General features: G+C 34.9%; 18 protein-coding genes and 1 pseudogene. 9 read left to right on the forward strand and 10 right to left on the reverse strand.

Features of this window, described 5'->3' with window-relative positions; all coding sequences use genetic code 11:
- Window positions 1–2: 2 nt before the first annotated feature.
- Both ACLBXA_RS11465 and ACLBXA_RS11470 read left to right on the forward strand, forming a co-directional pair.
- Window positions 3–635 (forward strand): helix-turn-helix transcriptional regulator, encoded by a 633-nt coding sequence (locus ACLBXA_RS11465; RefSeq protein WP_000503340.1) that lies wholly within the window; start codon window positions 3–5, stop codon window positions 633–635.
- 109 nt (window positions 636–744) lie between these two features.
- Window positions 745–1,509: a TIGR01457 family HAD-type hydrolase gene (locus ACLBXA_RS11470; protein WP_000276467.1), complete on the forward strand. Its 765-nt coding sequence runs from the start codon at window positions 745–747 to the stop codon at window positions 1,507–1,509.
- 39 nt (window positions 1,510–1,548) lie between these two features.
- On the opposite strand, the gene ACLBXA_RS11475 is transcribed toward ACLBXA_RS11470, so the two are convergent.
- The 5 genes from ACLBXA_RS11475 to ACLBXA_RS11495 form a co-directional block, all read right to left on the reverse strand.
- Window positions 1,549–2,130, reverse strand: coding sequence for an NAD(P)H-dependent oxidoreductase (locus ACLBXA_RS11475; RefSeq protein ID WP_016078134.1), 582 nt, complete (start codon window positions 2,128–2,130; stop codon window positions 1,549–1,551).
- Window positions 2,131–2,682: 552 nt separating this feature from the next.
- On the reverse strand, window positions 2,683–3,498 hold the full coding sequence (locus tag ACLBXA_RS11480) for an HAD family hydrolase (protein ID WP_081144084.1): 816 nt from the start codon (window positions 3,496–3,498) through the stop codon (window positions 2,683–2,685).
- The gene (locus ACLBXA_RS11485) at window positions 3,495–4,607 is read right to left on the reverse strand and encodes a cysteine protease StiP family protein (protein ID WP_044783123.1); all 1,113 of its coding nucleotides are present in this window, start codon (window positions 4,605–4,607) and stop codon (window positions 3,495–3,497) included. Before ACLBXA_RS11485 ends, ACLBXA_RS11480 begins: the two co-directional genes overlap by 4 nt.
- Window positions 4,608–4,612: 5 nt before the next feature.
- Window positions 4,613–5,959 carry a phosphoribosyltransferase family protein gene (locus tag ACLBXA_RS11490; RefSeq protein WP_000856294.1) on the reverse strand — a complete coding sequence of 449 codons (1,347 nt, stop codon included), beginning with the start codon at window positions 5,957–5,959 and terminating at the stop codon, window positions 4,613–4,615.
- The gene (locus tag ACLBXA_RS11495; RefSeq protein ID WP_001106085.1) at window positions 5,904–7,007 is read right to left on the reverse strand and encodes an HpcH/HpaI aldolase/citrate lyase family protein; all 1,104 of its coding nucleotides are present in this window, start codon (window positions 7,005–7,007) and stop codon (window positions 5,904–5,906) included. Before ACLBXA_RS11495 ends, ACLBXA_RS11490 begins: the two co-directional genes overlap by 56 nt.
- Window positions 7,008–7,168: 161 nt before the next feature.
- Between ACLBXA_RS11495 and ACLBXA_RS11500 the strand changes: the two genes are divergently transcribed.
- The gene (locus ACLBXA_RS11500; protein ID WP_000351144.1) at window positions 7,169–7,648 is read left to right on the forward strand and encodes a GNAT family N-acetyltransferase; all 480 of its coding nucleotides are present in this window, start codon (window positions 7,169–7,171) and stop codon (window positions 7,646–7,648) included.
- Window positions 7,649–7,671: 23 nt separating this feature from the next.
- Here ACLBXA_RS11500 and ACLBXA_RS11505 read toward each other — a convergent pair whose 3' ends face one another.
- The gene (locus ACLBXA_RS11505; protein ID WP_000665102.1) at window positions 7,672–8,163 is read right to left on the reverse strand and encodes a phosphatidylglycerophosphatase A family protein; all 492 of its coding nucleotides are present in this window, start codon (window positions 8,161–8,163) and stop codon (window positions 7,672–7,674) included.
- Window positions 8,164–8,283: 120 nt separating this feature from the next.
- On the opposite strand from ACLBXA_RS11505, the gene yutH reads away from it, so the two are divergent.
- Entirely contained in the window at window positions 8,284–9,285 is a 1,002-nt protein-coding gene (gene yutH / locus ACLBXA_RS11510) for a spore coat putative kinase YutH (RefSeq protein ID WP_000614219.1), read from the forward strand.
- Between the two features lie 59 nt (window positions 9,286–9,344).
- Here yutH and ACLBXA_RS11515 read toward each other — a convergent pair whose 3' ends face one another.
- The gene (locus ACLBXA_RS11515) at window positions 9,345–9,560 is read right to left on the reverse strand and encodes a hypothetical protein (protein ID WP_001125497.1); all 216 of its coding nucleotides are present in this window, start codon (window positions 9,558–9,560) and stop codon (window positions 9,345–9,347) included.
- A 314-nt stretch (window positions 9,561–9,874) separates the two neighbouring features.
- On the reverse strand, window positions 9,875–10,111 hold the full coding sequence (locus tag ACLBXA_RS11520) for a NifU family protein (protein ID WP_000431159.1): 237 nt from the start codon (window positions 10,109–10,111) through the stop codon (window positions 9,875–9,877).
- Window positions 10,112–10,306: 195 nt separating this feature from the next.
- Here ACLBXA_RS11520 and ACLBXA_RS11525 point away from each other — a divergent pair, with 195 nt between their 5' ends.
- From ACLBXA_RS11525 to ACLBXA_RS11545, 5 genes are all read left to right on the forward strand, one after another.
- Window positions 10,307–10,615 (forward strand): YuzD family protein, encoded by a 309-nt coding sequence (locus ACLBXA_RS11525; protein ID WP_000248588.1) that lies wholly within the window; start codon window positions 10,307–10,309, stop codon window positions 10,613–10,615.
- Between the two features lie 52 nt (window positions 10,616–10,667).
- On the forward strand, window positions 10,668–11,462 hold the full coding sequence (locus ACLBXA_RS11530; protein ID WP_002162985.1) for a nucleotidyltransferase domain-containing protein: 795 nt from the start codon (window positions 10,668–10,670) through the stop codon (window positions 11,460–11,462).
- 273 nt (window positions 11,463–11,735) lie between these two features.
- On the forward strand, window positions 11,736–13,010 hold the full coding sequence (locus tag ACLBXA_RS11535; protein WP_000506012.1) for a tripartite tricarboxylate transporter TctB family protein: 1,275 nt from the start codon (window positions 11,736–11,738) through the stop codon (window positions 13,008–13,010).
- A 216-nt stretch (window positions 13,011–13,226) separates the two neighbouring features.
- On the forward strand, window positions 13,227–13,895 hold the full coding sequence (locus ACLBXA_RS11540) for a hypothetical protein (protein ID WP_081144088.1): 669 nt from the start codon (window positions 13,227–13,229) through the stop codon (window positions 13,893–13,895).
- 11 nt (window positions 13,896–13,906) lie between these two features.
- Complete coding sequence (locus tag ACLBXA_RS11545; RefSeq protein WP_000483947.1) at window positions 13,907–14,710, forward strand: hypothetical protein; 804 nt, start codon at window positions 13,907–13,909, stop codon at window positions 14,708–14,710.
- 2 nt (window positions 14,711–14,712) lie between these two features.
- Here the strand turns inward: ACLBXA_RS11545 and ACLBXA_RS11550 are convergent.
- Window positions 14,713–15,351 (reverse strand): annotated as a pseudogene (locus ACLBXA_RS11550) (DUF4304 domain-containing protein).
- Window positions 15,338–15,808, reverse strand: coding sequence for an SMI1/KNR4 family protein (locus ACLBXA_RS11555; RefSeq protein ID WP_000843111.1), 471 nt, complete (start codon window positions 15,806–15,808; stop codon window positions 15,338–15,340). Before ACLBXA_RS11555 ends, ACLBXA_RS11550 begins: the two are co-directional and overlap by 14 nt.
- Window positions 15,809–15,882 lie beyond the last annotated feature (74 nt).

Raw genomic sequence — 15,882 nt, forward strand, 5'->3', positions numbered from 1 at the left:
GTATGGGGGAAGCACGTACTACGAAAGACGAGATTGTACAATTGTTGAAAGTAAAGGGAGAGCACACAGTAGCGGAACTAGCTGACGTTTTAGAGATTACAGAAATGGCAATCAGAAGACATTTAAGTAATCTTGAGAAAGATGGACTCATTTATTCTAAGATGGTAAGGCAACATGTCGGAAGACCAACTTATTTGTATGGATTAAGTGAAAAGGGAGAAGATACATTCCCGAAAGAGTATAAGCAATTTGCGATTGATATGCTAGAAGATTTAGCTCGGATGGGCGATGAAAAAATACTTCAATATGTTTTAAAAGAAAGAACGAAGCGTATGGAAGAACAGTTGCAAAAGCGAGTGAGTAATCAAAAGAATTTAGCATATAAAGTGCAAGAGATAGCAGCTATGCAAGAGAAAAATGGTTATATGGTTCAAATAAAGAGAGATGGAGAGAAATCTTTCGTAATTGAAAAACAAAACTGTCCGTTAAAAGAAATTGCAGAGAGATTTCCGCAAGTATGTAAAGATGAAAAAGAGATGTATAAGCGTTTATTTACGAACGCAGATGTGAAAACGCTAGCAAACATGTGCGAGGGCGATTGTAGTTGTTCTTACCAAATAAAAGAGAAAAAATGAACGTTATGGGGCGCTTTAAGGTAAAGCGTTTTTTTCTTTTGGAAAAGCGGGTAATATAAGAGTGGTATGATAAGGTGAGAACGTTAGCATAAAAGGAGAGACATAATCGATGTATAAAGGTTACTTAATTGACTTAGACGGTACGATGTATCGCGGGGAAGAACAAATTGAAGAAGCAAGCGACTTCGTCAAAGCATTAGGAGAGCGCGGCATTCCATATTTATTCGTTACGAATAACTCAACTCGCAAACCAGAACAAGTGGCAGAAAAGCTTGTTCGTTTCGATATTCCAGCGAAAGCGGAGCAAGTATTCACAACGAGTATGGCGACTGCGAACTTCATTTATGAACGTAAACAAGATGCAACTGTATATATGATTGGTGAAGAAGGCTTACACGATGCACTTGTGGAAAAAGGATTTGAACTTGTGGATGAAAATCCTGATTTCGTTGTTGTTGGTTTAGATCGTGACATCACATATGAAAAATTAGCAAAAGCGTGTCTTGCTGTGCGTAACGGCGCGACGTTTATTTCTACAAATGGAGACATTGCCATTCCGACTGAGCGCGGATTGTTACCAGGTAACGGCTCATTAACATCAGTTGTAGCAGTATCAACAGGTGTGGATCCAATCTTTATCGGAAAACCAGAATCAATCATTATGGAACAAGCTTTAAAAGTTCTTGGCATAGAAAAAAATGAAGCATTAATGGTTGGGGATAACTATGATACAGACATTTTAGCAGGAATAAATGCTGGCATGCATACGCTTCTTGTCCACACTGGAGTCACAACTGTGGAGAAGTTAACAGAATATGAAGTACAACCAACGCAAGTTGTGCATAACTTGACGGAGTGGATTGAGAAGATGTAATGAAAAACAGGTAACCGAAGAGGTTACCTGCTTTTTTTATTAAAACGCACGATTCACAACATCTTTAACTTCTTCAAGATATTGTTTACGCACACCATCATCCACAGAAGGAACACTCGTATAGAATGTGTGCTCAATTGTTTCAATGCCTGTAAATTCAAAAATACCAACATCTGCTGTTTTCTTCATTGCGTCAAACATCCCGCCTGCTGTGTATGCCTCTTTCGTATTACCCATTGTAGATAATAACAATCCTTTTTTACCGCTTAATAACTTTTCAATGCCGTTTTCACCGTAAGCATAAGCGAATCCATGGCTAAATACACGGTCAACGTATCCTTTTAAAATAGCAGGAAGTCCCGCCCACCAAACTGGATAAATGAATGTAATGCTATCAGCCCAAGAGATATGCTCTTGCTCTTCTTTAATATCTTCTGGTGTGTTTCCTTGAGAAAATGAGATGAAATCGGAAGCGCTTAATACTGGATTGAAGTTTAATTCGTATAGATCGCGAACGCGTACTTCATGACCTTTTTCTTCTAATTCACTTTTTACCGTTTCTAAAATTGCATGGTTGAAGCTTTCTGGATTTGGGTGTGCATAAACGATTACATGTTTCATTGTTCTTCCTCCTATTTTGTGGATATGTGAATAGTTATTTGTATATATGTAACCATTATGGTTACTCCTTTTATGGAAGTCAAGTAATACATATGTATAAAAAGACGCTCAAAAATCGCCTTTTTATACCCCGCTCATACAAAGTACAAAGAAGACAAATAAAATAATGACAAGACCAATGCCGAAGTTAAATACGAGAGTGCTATCCATATATGTAGCCTCCTTGTTTGAAAGTAAAAAGCACTCTAGTTAAGAGTGCTTTTTTATTTTGAATCTACTTTATAACTTTTAGAAAGTGATTCATGCTTGTAATGATTTACATTATTTTATGTATTTATACTTTGAAATGAGTAAGTCCTTGTTGGATATAGAAAAAAAGACACTCTTTCGAGTGTCTTTTAAGATGACAAAATGTGCCAATTGCTTGAGGTTGATAAGACGCTAATTTCCGTGTTAGCGCCTTTTCTTTAATCAAGAAGTGTAGCAACAGCGATTCAAATAAATTGTACCATTTGTTTAATTGTGGTGCGTATGCAATTGTGCATATTTTAATCATGAGGTAGGTAATGAACTGTGAATAATTTGAAGTGATTTATTTACGATTTCTTCTGCGGCATATATGCCGATTGCGTCTGTTTTTAAAATATAGGATTGTAAGTTATCATGCATTGCTCCTAACTCACCATGAAGTGGTGCGAAGGCATGGTTCGCCTTTTCAAGCATGCATAAATCAAGTAAAGAATCCCCAGCTGTAATAATCGTATCTATTTGCAAAATTTCTTTTATATATTGCACGGCATCCCATTTGTTAATTGGTTTTGGTACAAAGTATAGCTTCCTACCTTGAAGTGAATAATTCCAGCCTTGTTTGTCTAACCAGGAAGTGAAGGATGATAATTCATCATAAGGAATGTTCTCCCGCTTAATGATGCAATAATGGAATAGATCATCGGCTGTTTTTTGTGATATAACCCAATCTTTATGAGCAATTTGTCCAAATTCCTTTAGTATGTCGTTTCTCTCTATACATTCAACCGATAGTCTTTCTTTTACTGTCCTGTTCCAAGTACCATCTTGTTTACCGTTATGAAGGATATTACCGCCGTTACTTGTAATGGCGTATTCGGGAATGATTTCGTTTTGGAATAAAGTAATACGCTGAAACTGCTCAATAGTTCTTGTTGTAACTGGGATGAAATGTGAGTGCAGTTGTAATTTTTTTAGTAGTGAAATGGTTTTATGTGATATGAAAGAAATTTCTTTCCCATCTAAAGTTTCAATGAGTTGAATTGATTCATCTTCTATAGGGGCACGAAACGATTTCCGGGAATAAATAAGCGTTTGATCAAGATCACTGGCGAAAATCATAACGTTTCCCTCCTAAGAGGCTTAATGAGCCCGCAACATGAATAAGTCATATTCTCATAGATTTCAATAGGGACATTCTTTTCTTTAGCGAGAAGTAAAATATGCTTTAAATCGGGATTGTTTTGCTTACATATTAAAATTTTCCACGGTATTCTCCGGAGTAATACGCGAGTTGTTTCGCCGACTCCTGGTTTGATTAAGTTAATATCGTCAATTTCAAAGTGACTTTGGATAGACTGTATATCTTTTAATCCTTGCCAAGAGGGATCAGTGTAAGTTGAAGTAATATAACGTAATTGATTATCTATATGAGAATGAACAGAAGGGAATAAATCTGTCACCTCATCAACGAAGAAATTTGATAAGTCTTCTTGTTCTAGCTCTTTATAATATTTAACACCATGAAAATCATTTGGACCAATATAGGTATCATTTAGTACAGTGCGGCTAATGAGTCCAGAGACGGTTGCATTTAAGCAAGCGCTAGGAATAAGAAAATCTTCACGTGTACCGTAAATTGAAGTACAGTAACCGGGATCAGCAAGCACAGCCATACAATGAGAAATGTGTGTATTATTTCGTTCGTTAAATGTGTGTACTGCATATTCTAATTCTTTTTTTATTGCACCTTTCCCAGTCCATCCATCAATGAATTGAATTGTTTCTTTAGGGTGATGTTCCAAAATATAATGGAGTGCATTTTCATCAATACCGCGTCCGCGAACAATAGAAATACAATAGTGAGGTACATCAAGGTTGTATTGATAGCGTATGTAGCGTTTTATAAGAATGCCAATAGGTGTACCAGCACGAGCTAATGAAACGAGGACAAGGTTAGTTCCTTTAGTCTGTATAATTTGTTCGGCGACAACTCCAACAGCGATGGCTAGTTTGTGTTTGTATTGTTGCAGAGAAGAAAAGAATAAATCCATATACGCTTTAGATGGTTTATATTCCATTGGTAACATTTCAGAATAATGTGTGCCAGCTTGAATTGCTTGTTCTCTAGTTTCTGTGGAACTTTCTTTCATTAAATCACTAATATCTTTTAATAGAAAAATAGCATCATTTGGATCATAACTACTAATGTGAGAATTTACTTTTACCATAATTATCAACCTTCCTTTTCTATGCTATTTGAAAATGAGACGATATGAATAAAAGGAATAACTGTTTGTAACTGCTGTAGAAGAGGAGATAGGGCTTCTTCTCCTAAATCACGTTCAATAAAAACAAATACTTCATCGTAATCATGAGGTGAAATATTATAAAAGTAATTTGTAATAGTAGAATCTTCAGGACTTGGATATGAGAAATGATTATGAATGGCGTAGTTCACATCATTTGAAACAGGATGGATAGGGCTTCTTGTTGTAGATTGATATAAAATATTATCACCCATTTCAGCAGCAATTTTCATTGGGATATACATAAATTCACCCGTTCCGAGGCAGAGTGTTCGTTTTCCAATTCTTTCTCTTTTTAAAGTTTTTCCTGCTTCTTGAGCGAAAGAATGAATGTGCTGTTGTTCATATGCTGAAATGCCAAATCGCCCAGTATATTTTATATAATTTGATGTATAGGGTAATTTTGGGCAGGTAAGGGTATGTTTTTTGAAATCAGGTTTTGTTTCTTCAATTTGAATATCTGTTTTGGCAATATTCAATGGTTGGCCAGTTGTATGAATACTGCCTTCTAATAAAGAAATAACATGAATCTTAATTTGAAGTTCGTCTTCTAATTGTTTAAATTGTCTTCTATTAGTATGAGAACGCCAGTCTAATAAAGAAGCAATAATATATTCTTCTCGTGGGAATTTATTTTGAATCGATCTAATAATATTTAATGCTGTTTTTCCTGTTGTCATCTCATCATCTACGAGAACAATAGGATTGCTGTTTTGAAAAAAGCTTTCATCCACATAACAACGGTGCGATGTTGCATGAGAATGTTCTTCCTCAAATGTAATGACAGATTCTAGGTGGGGTATCGATTCCCTAGTTGTATGTACATACTTTGCATTTTGAAAGCATTGAAACATAGAATGACCAAGTGCTGTCGCTGTCTCAGCGAATCCGATGAACAAAACTTCTTCTTGCAGAGGATATTGATAACGAAATACTTCCTCTGGGATTTCATGAATTTCTAATGAAATGAGATTTAAAATTTCTTTTTGAAATGGATGAGAAGTATTATGTAGCATTTCCATATATCTTGTAGCGAGAGCAAATCCACTTGATAGAGAGACTGCAGGTTTAATAGGAAGATGCTTTCCAAGGATTGTACTCACAAATAAAAAACTACGTTTCTTATTTATTCTAGCAGCCATTTGAAAAAGATTGTCTAGCGCTAAGTTATATGGATTATCACGTACTTCTACATGAACTTGTATATTATTTAAAACGTTATACGTGTTGCTTTGCGTTTGTAATAAGGAGATCGGTGAATTGTTTGTTTTCATGTAGCACCCCATAAATATTAGATTTTAAAATGGTTTTGCGAGCCCAGCCATAATGCGGCTTTACTTCATTCATTTTGTTAGAAAAACTGCTTTTTAGCACTCCATTATACGTATCTGCATTTTGTAAAATTGACCTCGCATCTAAATAATCTTCCATTGTGACAATGTGCATTGCCTGTACAACTTTAATATGAGATGGGTGAATAACTGTCTTTCCGATTAAGCCATTTGCATGGTCAAGTGATACCTCTTGAATGAGCCCTTCTTCATGATCATTAGAAAAATATTCCCATACACATCCTGAAATAATATATTCATTTGTTGCCCTTGAGAAAACGTTAATAATGTCTGAAATACAATCACGGACAACAGTAATATGATAGATAGGTGTGTATTTATTGCGCCGAATACTAAATATACTTGAAAAATCAGTAGCACCAATACGTACATTTAAGATGTAATCGTGATAAGAATCTAGTAAATCTTTTATTTGTAATAATGATTCTGCCCGTGTTTCCTTATACATAATTTCTGGTGATTCTAAAATCGGCATGCCATATAGCGATAATGAGTATAACTCGTTTATACATGCAAGCTGATCGATATAAGTCTTTCCGTTAATCGGTGTGAATTTTGGAAAGACAAAACCACATAAACAATGAACAGCACTACCTAATTCAGTAACAATTGTCTTCATTTGACTTGGCTGTCGAACTCTAATAAAAAGAAGTGGGATGTCTGCTTGATTTAGTATGTTGGCACTGACTAAGTTGGCTATTTGCTGTATTTGAACGACGATGTTTTGCTCTGCAAGTTTTACTTCTTCATCGCTGATAGCGTCCTCTAGACAAAGAATAATTGAGGTAGCATCCACATGTTTCTTTCTAATTATATCTTCCGCAATCGTTTCTTTCGTGCCAGGAGTATATAGTGTAGCGCCTAGTGCGTAAGCTAGTTGTTCTTTTCCTATATTTTTTGAAAAACTAAGAGGTTCTTTATAGAAAAAATTTTGCCGTTCTTCTGAGGAGAGATAAGAAAAGTAATTCAAATTGTCACCACCTTATTTGTAATGATTCTGTTTAATCGTAACATAATAAGAAAAATCTTCCATAAAATGAAGCGAGAAATTAAAAAAATATATTGAGAAAGATGAATTATAAGATGAATATCGAATATTGTTAATAGAAATATAATAGGGGGAAAGAGAAAGTGGATATACATAAGTTAACAGAGGAAGAAGCAAATGAGATAAATACGTGGGCGTACGAGGAACCATATAATTTATATAGTTTTTCAGGCGAGAAAGAAGTAATAAGAGAATTATTAGATGGAACTTATTATGGCTGTTGTAACGATCAAGAAGAGTTCATCGGCTATTTTTGTTTTGGAGAAAATGCACAAGTACCAGGTGGAAGAGATGCTAATTTATATGGTGGAGAAGATGTGATTGATATCGGACTTGGCATGAAGCCAGATTTAACAGGGAAGGGAATGGGAGAAATGTTTTTTCAAGCTGGAATAGCGTTTGCTGCTAAGGAATTTAATTCGAAGATGTTTCGATTAAGTGTAGCAACATTTAATACAAGAGCGATTACGTTATATAAAAATATCGGATTTAAGCAAGGGTCTATTTTTTTGAGTCGTGGAAGAGAATTTATGCTTATGGAATACGAAAGACCGTCAGCATGAAACTGACGGTCTAGAAAACATTATTATTCCGAGTGATCAGCTCGGTGCGCTAAACGGCTTGAGGCAGCGGCAGCAATTCCGCCAACGATATCGTCAAGGAACGTGTGCACTTTTCCAGTTGATTTATCATTTAAGTATTCTAAAATACCAGGTTTTAATTTATCGATATATCCAAAGTTCGTGAAACCGATAGATCCGTATACATTCACGATAGAAAGTGCGATAACTTCATCAATTCCGTATAAGCCTTCATCACGTTTTACGATATCTTGTAACGGCTCACTTAGCATTCCTTTTTCAGCAAGAACATCGAGTTCGATACCTGTAATCAGTGCGTTTTGTACTTCACGTTTTGATAGTACACGTTCTACATTATAACGGCATTCTGACATCTCTAAATTTGGATGATATTTTTTTTGAAGAAAATGAACAAGTTCAGCAATATCGTCAATTGTTACACCGCGTTCTTGTAATAGTTGTAATGCTCTTTCTTGTAGTTGATTTGATTCTTTCATGTTTATCACCTTTTTTTCTTTTTAGTATTTGTATACGTTTCGTTGCTTTATCATGTGCATAGGAATGAAAGGCGAGCACAAGCTCATATATATAAAGAAAAACCATAGGTGGCGACTGCGATGATTCAGCATATTTATGAGCATTATCACATGCATGTTAAAGAATTAATCCCCCTTGGCCCCTATAAAAGCTTTTGGATTCGCAACAAAATTTATGTACTTGTTCCAATTGGAGAAATGGAGGAAGAAGTACTTGTAGAGATGAAAAAGCTCAGTGATTATATGAACCAGCAAGGGGATATAACTGTAGCGACTTTCGTTCCGACTATACACGGCTACTATGTAAGTGAGATAGAAGAACAAAATTACTGCTTATTAAAAGGTATGCGCACGTTAGAACGACATGCTATGTCATTAGGAAGTGAGCTTTCTATATTCCATAAACGAGGTGCATTCTTTCCAGAAGAAATTGAGCAATTAAGCCGTATTGGTGAATGGAAAGCGTTATGGGAAAAAAGGCTCGATCAATTAGAAAAGTTTTGGCAATCACAAGTGATGAACCACCCTTCAGATGTATTCGATCAATTGTTTATTGAATCCTTCCCGTATTACTTAGGAGTTGCAGAAAATGCAATTCAATATGTTGTCGATACAGAAATGGATGATACGCCGCAACTAACGGATGCAGCAACAATTTGCCAAGAACGATTCACACCTTTATTATGGCATCAAACGAAGCGGCTCAAACTTCCTTTTGATTGGGTGTATGATCACCCAACTCGAGATATGGCAGAATTAATTCGCTATATGATGATAGAAAAAAAGAAAGACTGGGAGCAAACAATAATTCAATTTGTTACAGATTATGAACGTAATTATTCGCTATCCTCATTTGGCTGGCGCTTATTATTTGCAAGGCTCTTGTTCCCGCTGCACTATTTTGAAACGGTCGAACGATATTACCAAACTGGAAACGAAGAACAAAAAAGCATATATAGAGATCGCTTAGAAGCCATTTTACACGATGTGAACCGCTCAGAGCAATTTATGAAGCATTTTTATGGCTCACTTCGTTTACCAGTAGATAAGCTTGGGATTAGAAAATTAGATTGGCTATCTTAAACGTATAAAAAAGAGACCGCTGGAGGTCTCTTTTTTATACCACAATTTTATGTAATACATTATGCCCCTACCTGTTGATCTGTACATATATTTAAAACGAATTGATGTTTTTCGAGTTTTTCATTTACTTTACCCAATAATTCTTGCTGGATTTCTTTAAATAAAAATTGATAGCTTGTATTCCATGTTGGTATAACGGATGAAAGGCCTAATAAATACTCTTTTTTCTTTTCTAGTTCTTGAATTGTTAAAAAAGTGTTCCCCATTTTTGGCATGTGTCATCCCCCTATGTTTTCTTACTTTATATGTGTGAACGATTCACTATATAGTATTAATTATCGCATTTTTTGAGAAGGATTTCCAATTTTGTTTTATGATGTTAACGGATAAATGTGATTTGAATAAAAAAGAGACCAAATTTGGTCTCCTTTTAGAAGGCGATTCTGAACGAGCCGCTTCCGCTTTTAATTATCCAGCTCCAGCGGCTAAAATGTTCGGTGGCTTCGCTTCTTCCGCCGAGGCAAAAAGCGCCTCTATGTCAGAAGCTCCATCCTCCTCACATTTTGAACGAGCCGCTTCCGCTTTTAGATTAAAATACTTGTTCTACTTCGATAACGCCTGGTACTTCTTCAAGTAACGCGCGCTCGATACCAGCTTTTAGTGTGATTGTAGAACTTGGGCAGCTTCCGCATGCACCCATAAGGCGTAGTTTTACGATACCTTCTTCAATGTCTACTAATTCAACGTCTCCGCCATCGCGAAGTAAGAATGGACGTAATTTATCTAATACTTCTAATACTTGTTCTTGCATATGTGGGTTTTCCATTTTTATCGACTCCTTTCATCAGTTTTATTATAATCAAGATAGAGGGGAAAATCTATTTTTTCTCTTCTTGTTTTATTGTCGAAATATTGTATCGTGTTTTTTCAGTATAGGGGTATGGGATAAGATTGTAAAATGATGTGCTTATGTAATAAGACATCTGAATATACTGTTGGAACAAGAAGTGGGGGAGAAGAAATGGTTAATGTTCAAGTGTATGGGACGAAAGTAATTTGTGCGAGCTGCGTCGGAATGCCATCTTCAACAGAAACGTTTGAATGGTTACAAGCGGCAATTGGTCGTAAATATGAAGGACAAGAAAATAAATTTAATTTCGAGTATATCGATTTCCAAGAAGAACAAGAAGATGCAGATAAAAAAGCATTCGCAGAGCGCGTAGTGGAAGAAGATTTATTTTATCCGGTCGTTCTTGTAAATGGAGAAATTGTTGGAGAAGGAAATCCTCGTTTGAAGGATGTTTACGAAGAAATCGAGAAATATTTATAAAACAAGAAGTCTTTGCGAATTTGCAAAGGCTTTTTTTATTGGAGGGATAGATATGAAAAATGGAGTGAAGCATGCGTTACCAACGGAAGTACAACAGTTAATGGAGCGGTACACAGTAGAATTAAAAGAAATTTTTTTAGATGAAAAAATAGTCGGGGTATATATTTACGGATCCATCGCACTAGGTGCATTTCATAAGGAAACGAGCGATGTTGATTTTGTTACAGTGATAAGTGATTCCGTGAATGAAGCTGAAAAACAGCAGCTTGTGGAACTACATAAGAAACTTAGTGATAATACGCTAGGTAAAAGAATGGACGGTATGTATATTCCGCTTGTTGATTTAGGGAAATACAATGATGAAATAAACGAGTATGTGTATTGTGCAGATGGTAAAGCTAATGTTGGTCATTGGGACATTAATGCGGTCACATGGTGGACGTTGAAAAATCAAGGCATTACAGTTACCGGAAAAGAAGCAGAAGATCTTCCGTTGCAAATACAATGGAATGATGTAGTAAATACGATGAAATATAACGTAGAACAGTACTGGAGTGAAAAGGCGAAACAACCATATTTATTCTTTGTAGAAGAGTGGGTAGAATCAGCTGTCGTTACGATGGGACGTATTTTATATACACTAGATTATAAAACAATCGTTTCAAAAGATAGAGGATTGCAATACTTGTTAGAAAGTTCAGCGGAAGAATGGGAGCTTTTATTAAAAGAAGTAGAGCGAATACGGCACAATCCAAAAGAAAAGCGAATGCTCTCAAGGTGGAGAAGGGCAGATATGACGAAGAGGTACTTACTGCATTTAATTGAGACGTGTAGAGAGAAATGGTAGTAGCTTTTTATTTTGCATAATTTCATTTGCAAAAATGTCCTATATAGTTGAGGTAGGACTTATAATAAGTCCTATTTTTTGAAAAATTAACAATAGATTAACGAAATGTGGAATTAAAGTTATGAAATAACAAATTGTAACCCCCTGTTTTTATTTAACAAATCTAAAAATTAAATCATCCCCTAAACACCTTACTTCCTTGCGAATAATGAGTTACTATTAATATATCTATATAATACATTTAGTATTGAACAAGACAGAAGGAGACATGTTATGGGATTTTTAGAAGTTGTAGGGAGTTTGTTATTTTTTGCATCACTTGTTTTATTAGTAATTTCATTAGTAAGTAAAATTAGAAAAAAACCAGCAAAAATATGGATAAAAAGAGCTATTATTTCATTTGTATTAGCAATGGTAGTATTAGGATTTAATGTCTCATTTTTAGGTGGAATAGCGGTAATATTTTTCTTTATGGGCTTATATGGTTTAGCTAAAATCATTCAACTATTGGTTAAAAAGAAAGATGGTAAAAAGAAATTTGCTATTCTTATGGTCATAGGATTTGTAGGATACTCTATTTTTGATAGTTCTTTTTTATTAAATGCAACTTACAATAAGCCTGCTGAAAAAGTTGCAAATGCAAAACAAGAAGAAAAGAAAGAAGAAAAGAAAGAAAAGGTTACATACAAGAAATATGGTATCGAAGAAATAAAATCGATGTTTACAGTCGGAATGACTAAAGAAGATTTTTCTAATAAAAAAGAAGAAGCAAGTCTTAATAATCGCTCCTTTGAAGATTACGAAGGATATTCTGTATACACTTTCAATTCCTCTGAAGGTAAAATAGCGGCTGTTGTTTTAAATAAGACTGCTGTTACAAAGATTGAAGTTTTTGATAATGAGGATTCTATTGCAAACTTTATTAAAGAGGAAGAAGTTAGAATTAAAGAAGAGCAAAGGATTATTAAAGAAAAAGAGCAGGAAGAGTTAAAGAAAAAACTTGAAGAATCATACAATAATAGTAAACAAAAACTAGAAGGATCTGGAGATTCTGTTACAAGTAAAATTAATTTGAATTCAGGTTTAGCATTCTTTGAGTTTACCAATCAAGGTTCAAGAAACTTCATCGTTCATCTAAAAGATTCTTCGGGTACAGCTACTCAATTATTAGTAAATACTATTGGGAGCTATAAAGGAACAGTCCAAACAACGGTTCCTTCATCTGGAGAGTACTATTTAGAAGTGAAATCAAGTGGAGGTTGGAGTAGCTCGGTAACCCAAAAGGCTTCTCCAAATACAGAAAAAGCACCAGGCACAGTTAGCGGTCATGGGGACGATGTGGTATTTATCGAAGTACCAAGTGGTAACCACATAATTAAACTTAAACATACGGGCTCAAGAAACTTTATTATTAAAGTGAATGATAAAAACTTGCTTGTTAACAAAATTGGAAGTTATGAGGGCTCAGCTTCTCAAGTATTCCAAGACACAGGAATGTATAGCTTTGGTGTTAAAGCTGACGGAGATTGGAGCATTACAATAGAATAAAAAAAGCGGTCATAGGGATATGACCGCTTTTTTTTATTTGAATGAGATTATAATCAATACAATTTATAGAAGTAATAAAGCATCGGAATTTCATTTGAAATTTCACCTTAAAAAAATCGTTTACTGTTATTTCATGTTGTTACATACCGTAAAAGTACTTTACAAGGAATGAGAATTCGACAGATAATATAAAAAAATATGTAGGCGGGGAAGCGGATGAGTAAATATAAATTACATATAGATAAAGAACAACTATGGAAAGGCTGCGTTTTAAATTCGATTGCCCATGCAATTAATGTAGCACATTGTCCAGATTTCTCACATGAAAGTTCATGGGATGGATTTAACTATAGTATGCAAAATACTCAAGGCGGACAAGGGACAATTACGTTTCATCCGAATTACACGATCGTATGTCTTCAAGATGTGAATAGCGAGAGAATTGATGAGTGGATTGATGCGAAAGATTATTTTGAAGGGGCACCTTCGGAAGTAATAGATATTGCGAAAGAAGAAGCACTTCAATACGTATTAGAAGAAGTAGAAGGCGAAACAGTTCCTTTTATTACAACTGCATTTTGGATTGAGGATAGCGGTGCGTATTCAATTGATTCATTTGAAGAGATGGAAGAGCACGGCGGATTCTTATTAGAAATTCCATTACTTGATACAGAATCAGCAATAGAAAGACTGGAAGAAGAGTATGAACTGACAGAGGAACAAATAGAGCTTTTACAACTCGTGTATAAGAAAAAAATCCAAAGTCCAAATGAGGAAATTAAGTTGTCTAAAGAAGAAATAGCAATGATTGGAACGGAAGATAGCGAAGGATTGGAAGTTAGTAAGGAGTCATTTGAAGAAATGAATATTACTTGGGAGTTGTAGGGGAGGATAACATGTTTCCGATTGGTGATCAGCCCAAGATTATGAAAGACTTAGCAAGTATAGCTGGTGATTTAGAAGAAGTAGCGATTGAGGGGAAAACAAAAAATATAGAACGACTAGCATCTTTGCAAGTTAAAAAGTTATGGGTGTTCACAGTAAATCAAAAGCAGTTTGATCATATTCTTACGTATGTTTGTCCCGATATATTATACGTTTACGAAATGAGGGTCGAGGATTTAAGTAGCCTTCAGAAATTGTCTAATTTACAACAGTTGTATATGTGCTGGAATACAAAAGCGAAGACGTTATGGGATATTGATTATAATAAAAAGCTCAAATCCTTACTAATTGATGATTTTTCTAAGTTAGAAGATTTAAGTGCTTTAAGTAAGTGCACACAACTCAATACTTTCTATATGGGTGGTGGGATAAATACAGCGATGAAAGTACAAACTTTAAAACCACTCGCTGAATTACAGCAGTTGCAAAAGCTTACTTTGATGAATTTAAAGGTTAAAGATGATTCATTAGAACCGTTAATGCAATTGAAAAATTTAAAAGAGTTAAGCATATCTAATCAATTTAAGGTGGAAGAGTATGCAAAACTTTCTGTAGCATTGCCATATACGGTATGCGAGTCTTTTAAACCTTACGTATATATGAACGATGCAATAGATGGGAAAAATATAATGGTGACTGGGAGAAGAAGGCCAGTCCTTAATTCAAAAACGGATACTGTGAAGATGCAAAAATATGAAGAACAATTTAAAAAGCTACAAAAGGAATATAAAGCACTAGTAGAAAGCAAAATGTGAAATCATATTGCACTTTCTACTAGTTTTTTTATATACATATCAATTTCATGAAAGAATACGAGCTCTTTTTCCTCGGTATTCAGATGCACGGAGCAATGTAAATATTGCTGTAAATAGCGATTAGCTTGTTCGTACTGTTTTAATTTGGAGAAAGAAAAACAAGTAAGAAGCAGAAACGCTTTTTCTCGTAATATTGAAACGACAGCTAGTACCGGAGTAATGGAATGTATATTCATTTCCACTAGATTTTCATAAGACGCTCACGTTTGAAACCAGTCGAAAATAGTAGAAAGGTAATTCGGAATAGCGATAGTTTCATGTGAAACATTATGCAATAACTGGTTCTGTTTGATATGCATAGGCTCTATTCTCGTTTGTAGAATGCAATCGAATATTGAAATGTTTTCTTTTAATTGTAATTGGTCCGTAATAAGCTGCGGGAGACCGATAGGGTGGACTCCTATATTTATATAGAATTCATCTCCAAACTGGCTTTTTTGTATGTTAATGAGCTTATAAAATCCGTTTTCAGCTTTGAAAAATGTATGTCTTTTTTTCTTAAAGCCGAGTGGTTTTAAAGTGGCGTGTAAATTTGTAATGAAATCTTGATCCTTTTTAGAGCGAGACTTATTCCTCGTCATATTCATACGTAGTTAAGTTTTGTAAGAAACTTTCAAAGTTAGGTGCTAATTCAATAATTTCCTCAAACTCATTATCGATAAATATAACTGGAGGATTTTCAGCTACATTTCGATAGTCTAATGCAATCCATGTATGTCCATCACCAGATAAAAGTACGATATTATCAGGCATTTCCCATTCTCGAATTAAATAGCGACTCTCTAAAATACTAGATTCATTTTCATCAAAAGAAATACCATATAAACCAGATACATTAACGTGATCGTCTGCCCAAGAATTTGGCTTTGAAGTAGGGTGAGTATCAAGACGAAGAGTTCCCCCATTTTGTTCTTTTAGAAGGTTTATGTATGATTCTGGAAGCTTTACGTTCAGTACCTCTTCTGCTTTTTTGATTAGTTCGTCGTTAATGGGTGCTAGTTTTAAATAGTCATCTTCTGCCCAAATTGTACTCTTCATATTCGGTCACCTCAAATAATAGTTTTAAGAATCTTATGTCATATATTATAGTTAGTTTAGATAACGCGCAATAG

It is taken from the genome of Bacillus sp. D48C (assembly GCF_053345735.1).

Excerpts from the sequence above, each read along its gene's own strand:
- ACLBXA_RS11465 (WP_000503340.1), top strand. The coding sequence starts at position 3 with ATGGGGGAAGCACGTACTACGAAAGACGAGATTGTACAATTGTTGAAA.
- ACLBXA_RS11470 (WP_000276467.1), top strand. The coding sequence starts at position 745 with ATGTATAAAGGTTACTTAATTGACTTAGACGGTACGATGTATCGCGGG.
- ACLBXA_RS11475 (WP_016078134.1), bottom strand. The coding sequence starts at position 2,130 with ATGAAACATGTAATCGTTTATGCACACCCAAATCCAGAAAGCTTCAAC.
- ACLBXA_RS11480 (WP_081144084.1), bottom strand. The coding sequence starts at position 3,498 with ATGATTTTCGCCAGTGATCTTGATCAAACGCTTATTTATTCCCGGAAA.
- ACLBXA_RS11485 (WP_044783123.1), bottom strand. The coding sequence starts at position 4,607 with ATGGTAAAAGTAAATTCTCACATTAGTAGTTATGATCCAAATGATGCT.
- ACLBXA_RS11490 (WP_000856294.1), bottom strand. The coding sequence starts at position 5,959 with ATGAAAACAAACAATTCACCGATCTCCTTATTACAAACGCAAAGCAAC.
- ACLBXA_RS11505 (WP_000665102.1), bottom strand. The coding sequence starts at position 8,163 with ATGAAAGAATCAAATCAACTACAAGAAAGAGCATTACAACTATTACAA.
- yutH (WP_000614219.1), top strand. The coding sequence starts at position 8,284 with ATGATTCAGCATATTTATGAGCATTATCACATGCATGTTAAAGAATTA.
- ACLBXA_RS11515 (WP_001125497.1), bottom strand. The coding sequence starts at position 9,560 with ATGCCAAAAATGGGGAACACTTTTTTAACAATTCAAGAACTAGAAAAG.
- ACLBXA_RS11520 (WP_000431159.1), bottom strand. The coding sequence starts at position 10,111 with ATGGAAAACCCACATATGCAAGAACAAGTATTAGAAGTATTAGATAAA.
- ACLBXA_RS11525 (WP_000248588.1), top strand. The coding sequence starts at position 10,307 with ATGGTTAATGTTCAAGTGTATGGGACGAAAGTAATTTGTGCGAGCTGC.
- ACLBXA_RS11530 (WP_002162985.1), top strand. The coding sequence starts at position 10,668 with ATGAAAAATGGAGTGAAGCATGCGTTACCAACGGAAGTACAACAGTTA.
- ACLBXA_RS11535 (WP_000506012.1), top strand. The coding sequence starts at position 11,736 with ATGGGATTTTTAGAAGTTGTAGGGAGTTTGTTATTTTTTGCATCACTT.
- ACLBXA_RS11540 (WP_081144088.1), top strand. The coding sequence starts at position 13,227 with ATGAGTAAATATAAATTACATATAGATAAAGAACAACTATGGAAAGGC.
- ACLBXA_RS11545 (WP_000483947.1), top strand. The coding sequence starts at position 13,907 with ATGTTTCCGATTGGTGATCAGCCCAAGATTATGAAAGACTTAGCAAGT.
- ACLBXA_RS11555 (WP_000843111.1), bottom strand. The coding sequence starts at position 15,808 with ATGAAGAGTACAATTTGGGCAGAAGATGACTATTTAAAACTAGCACCC.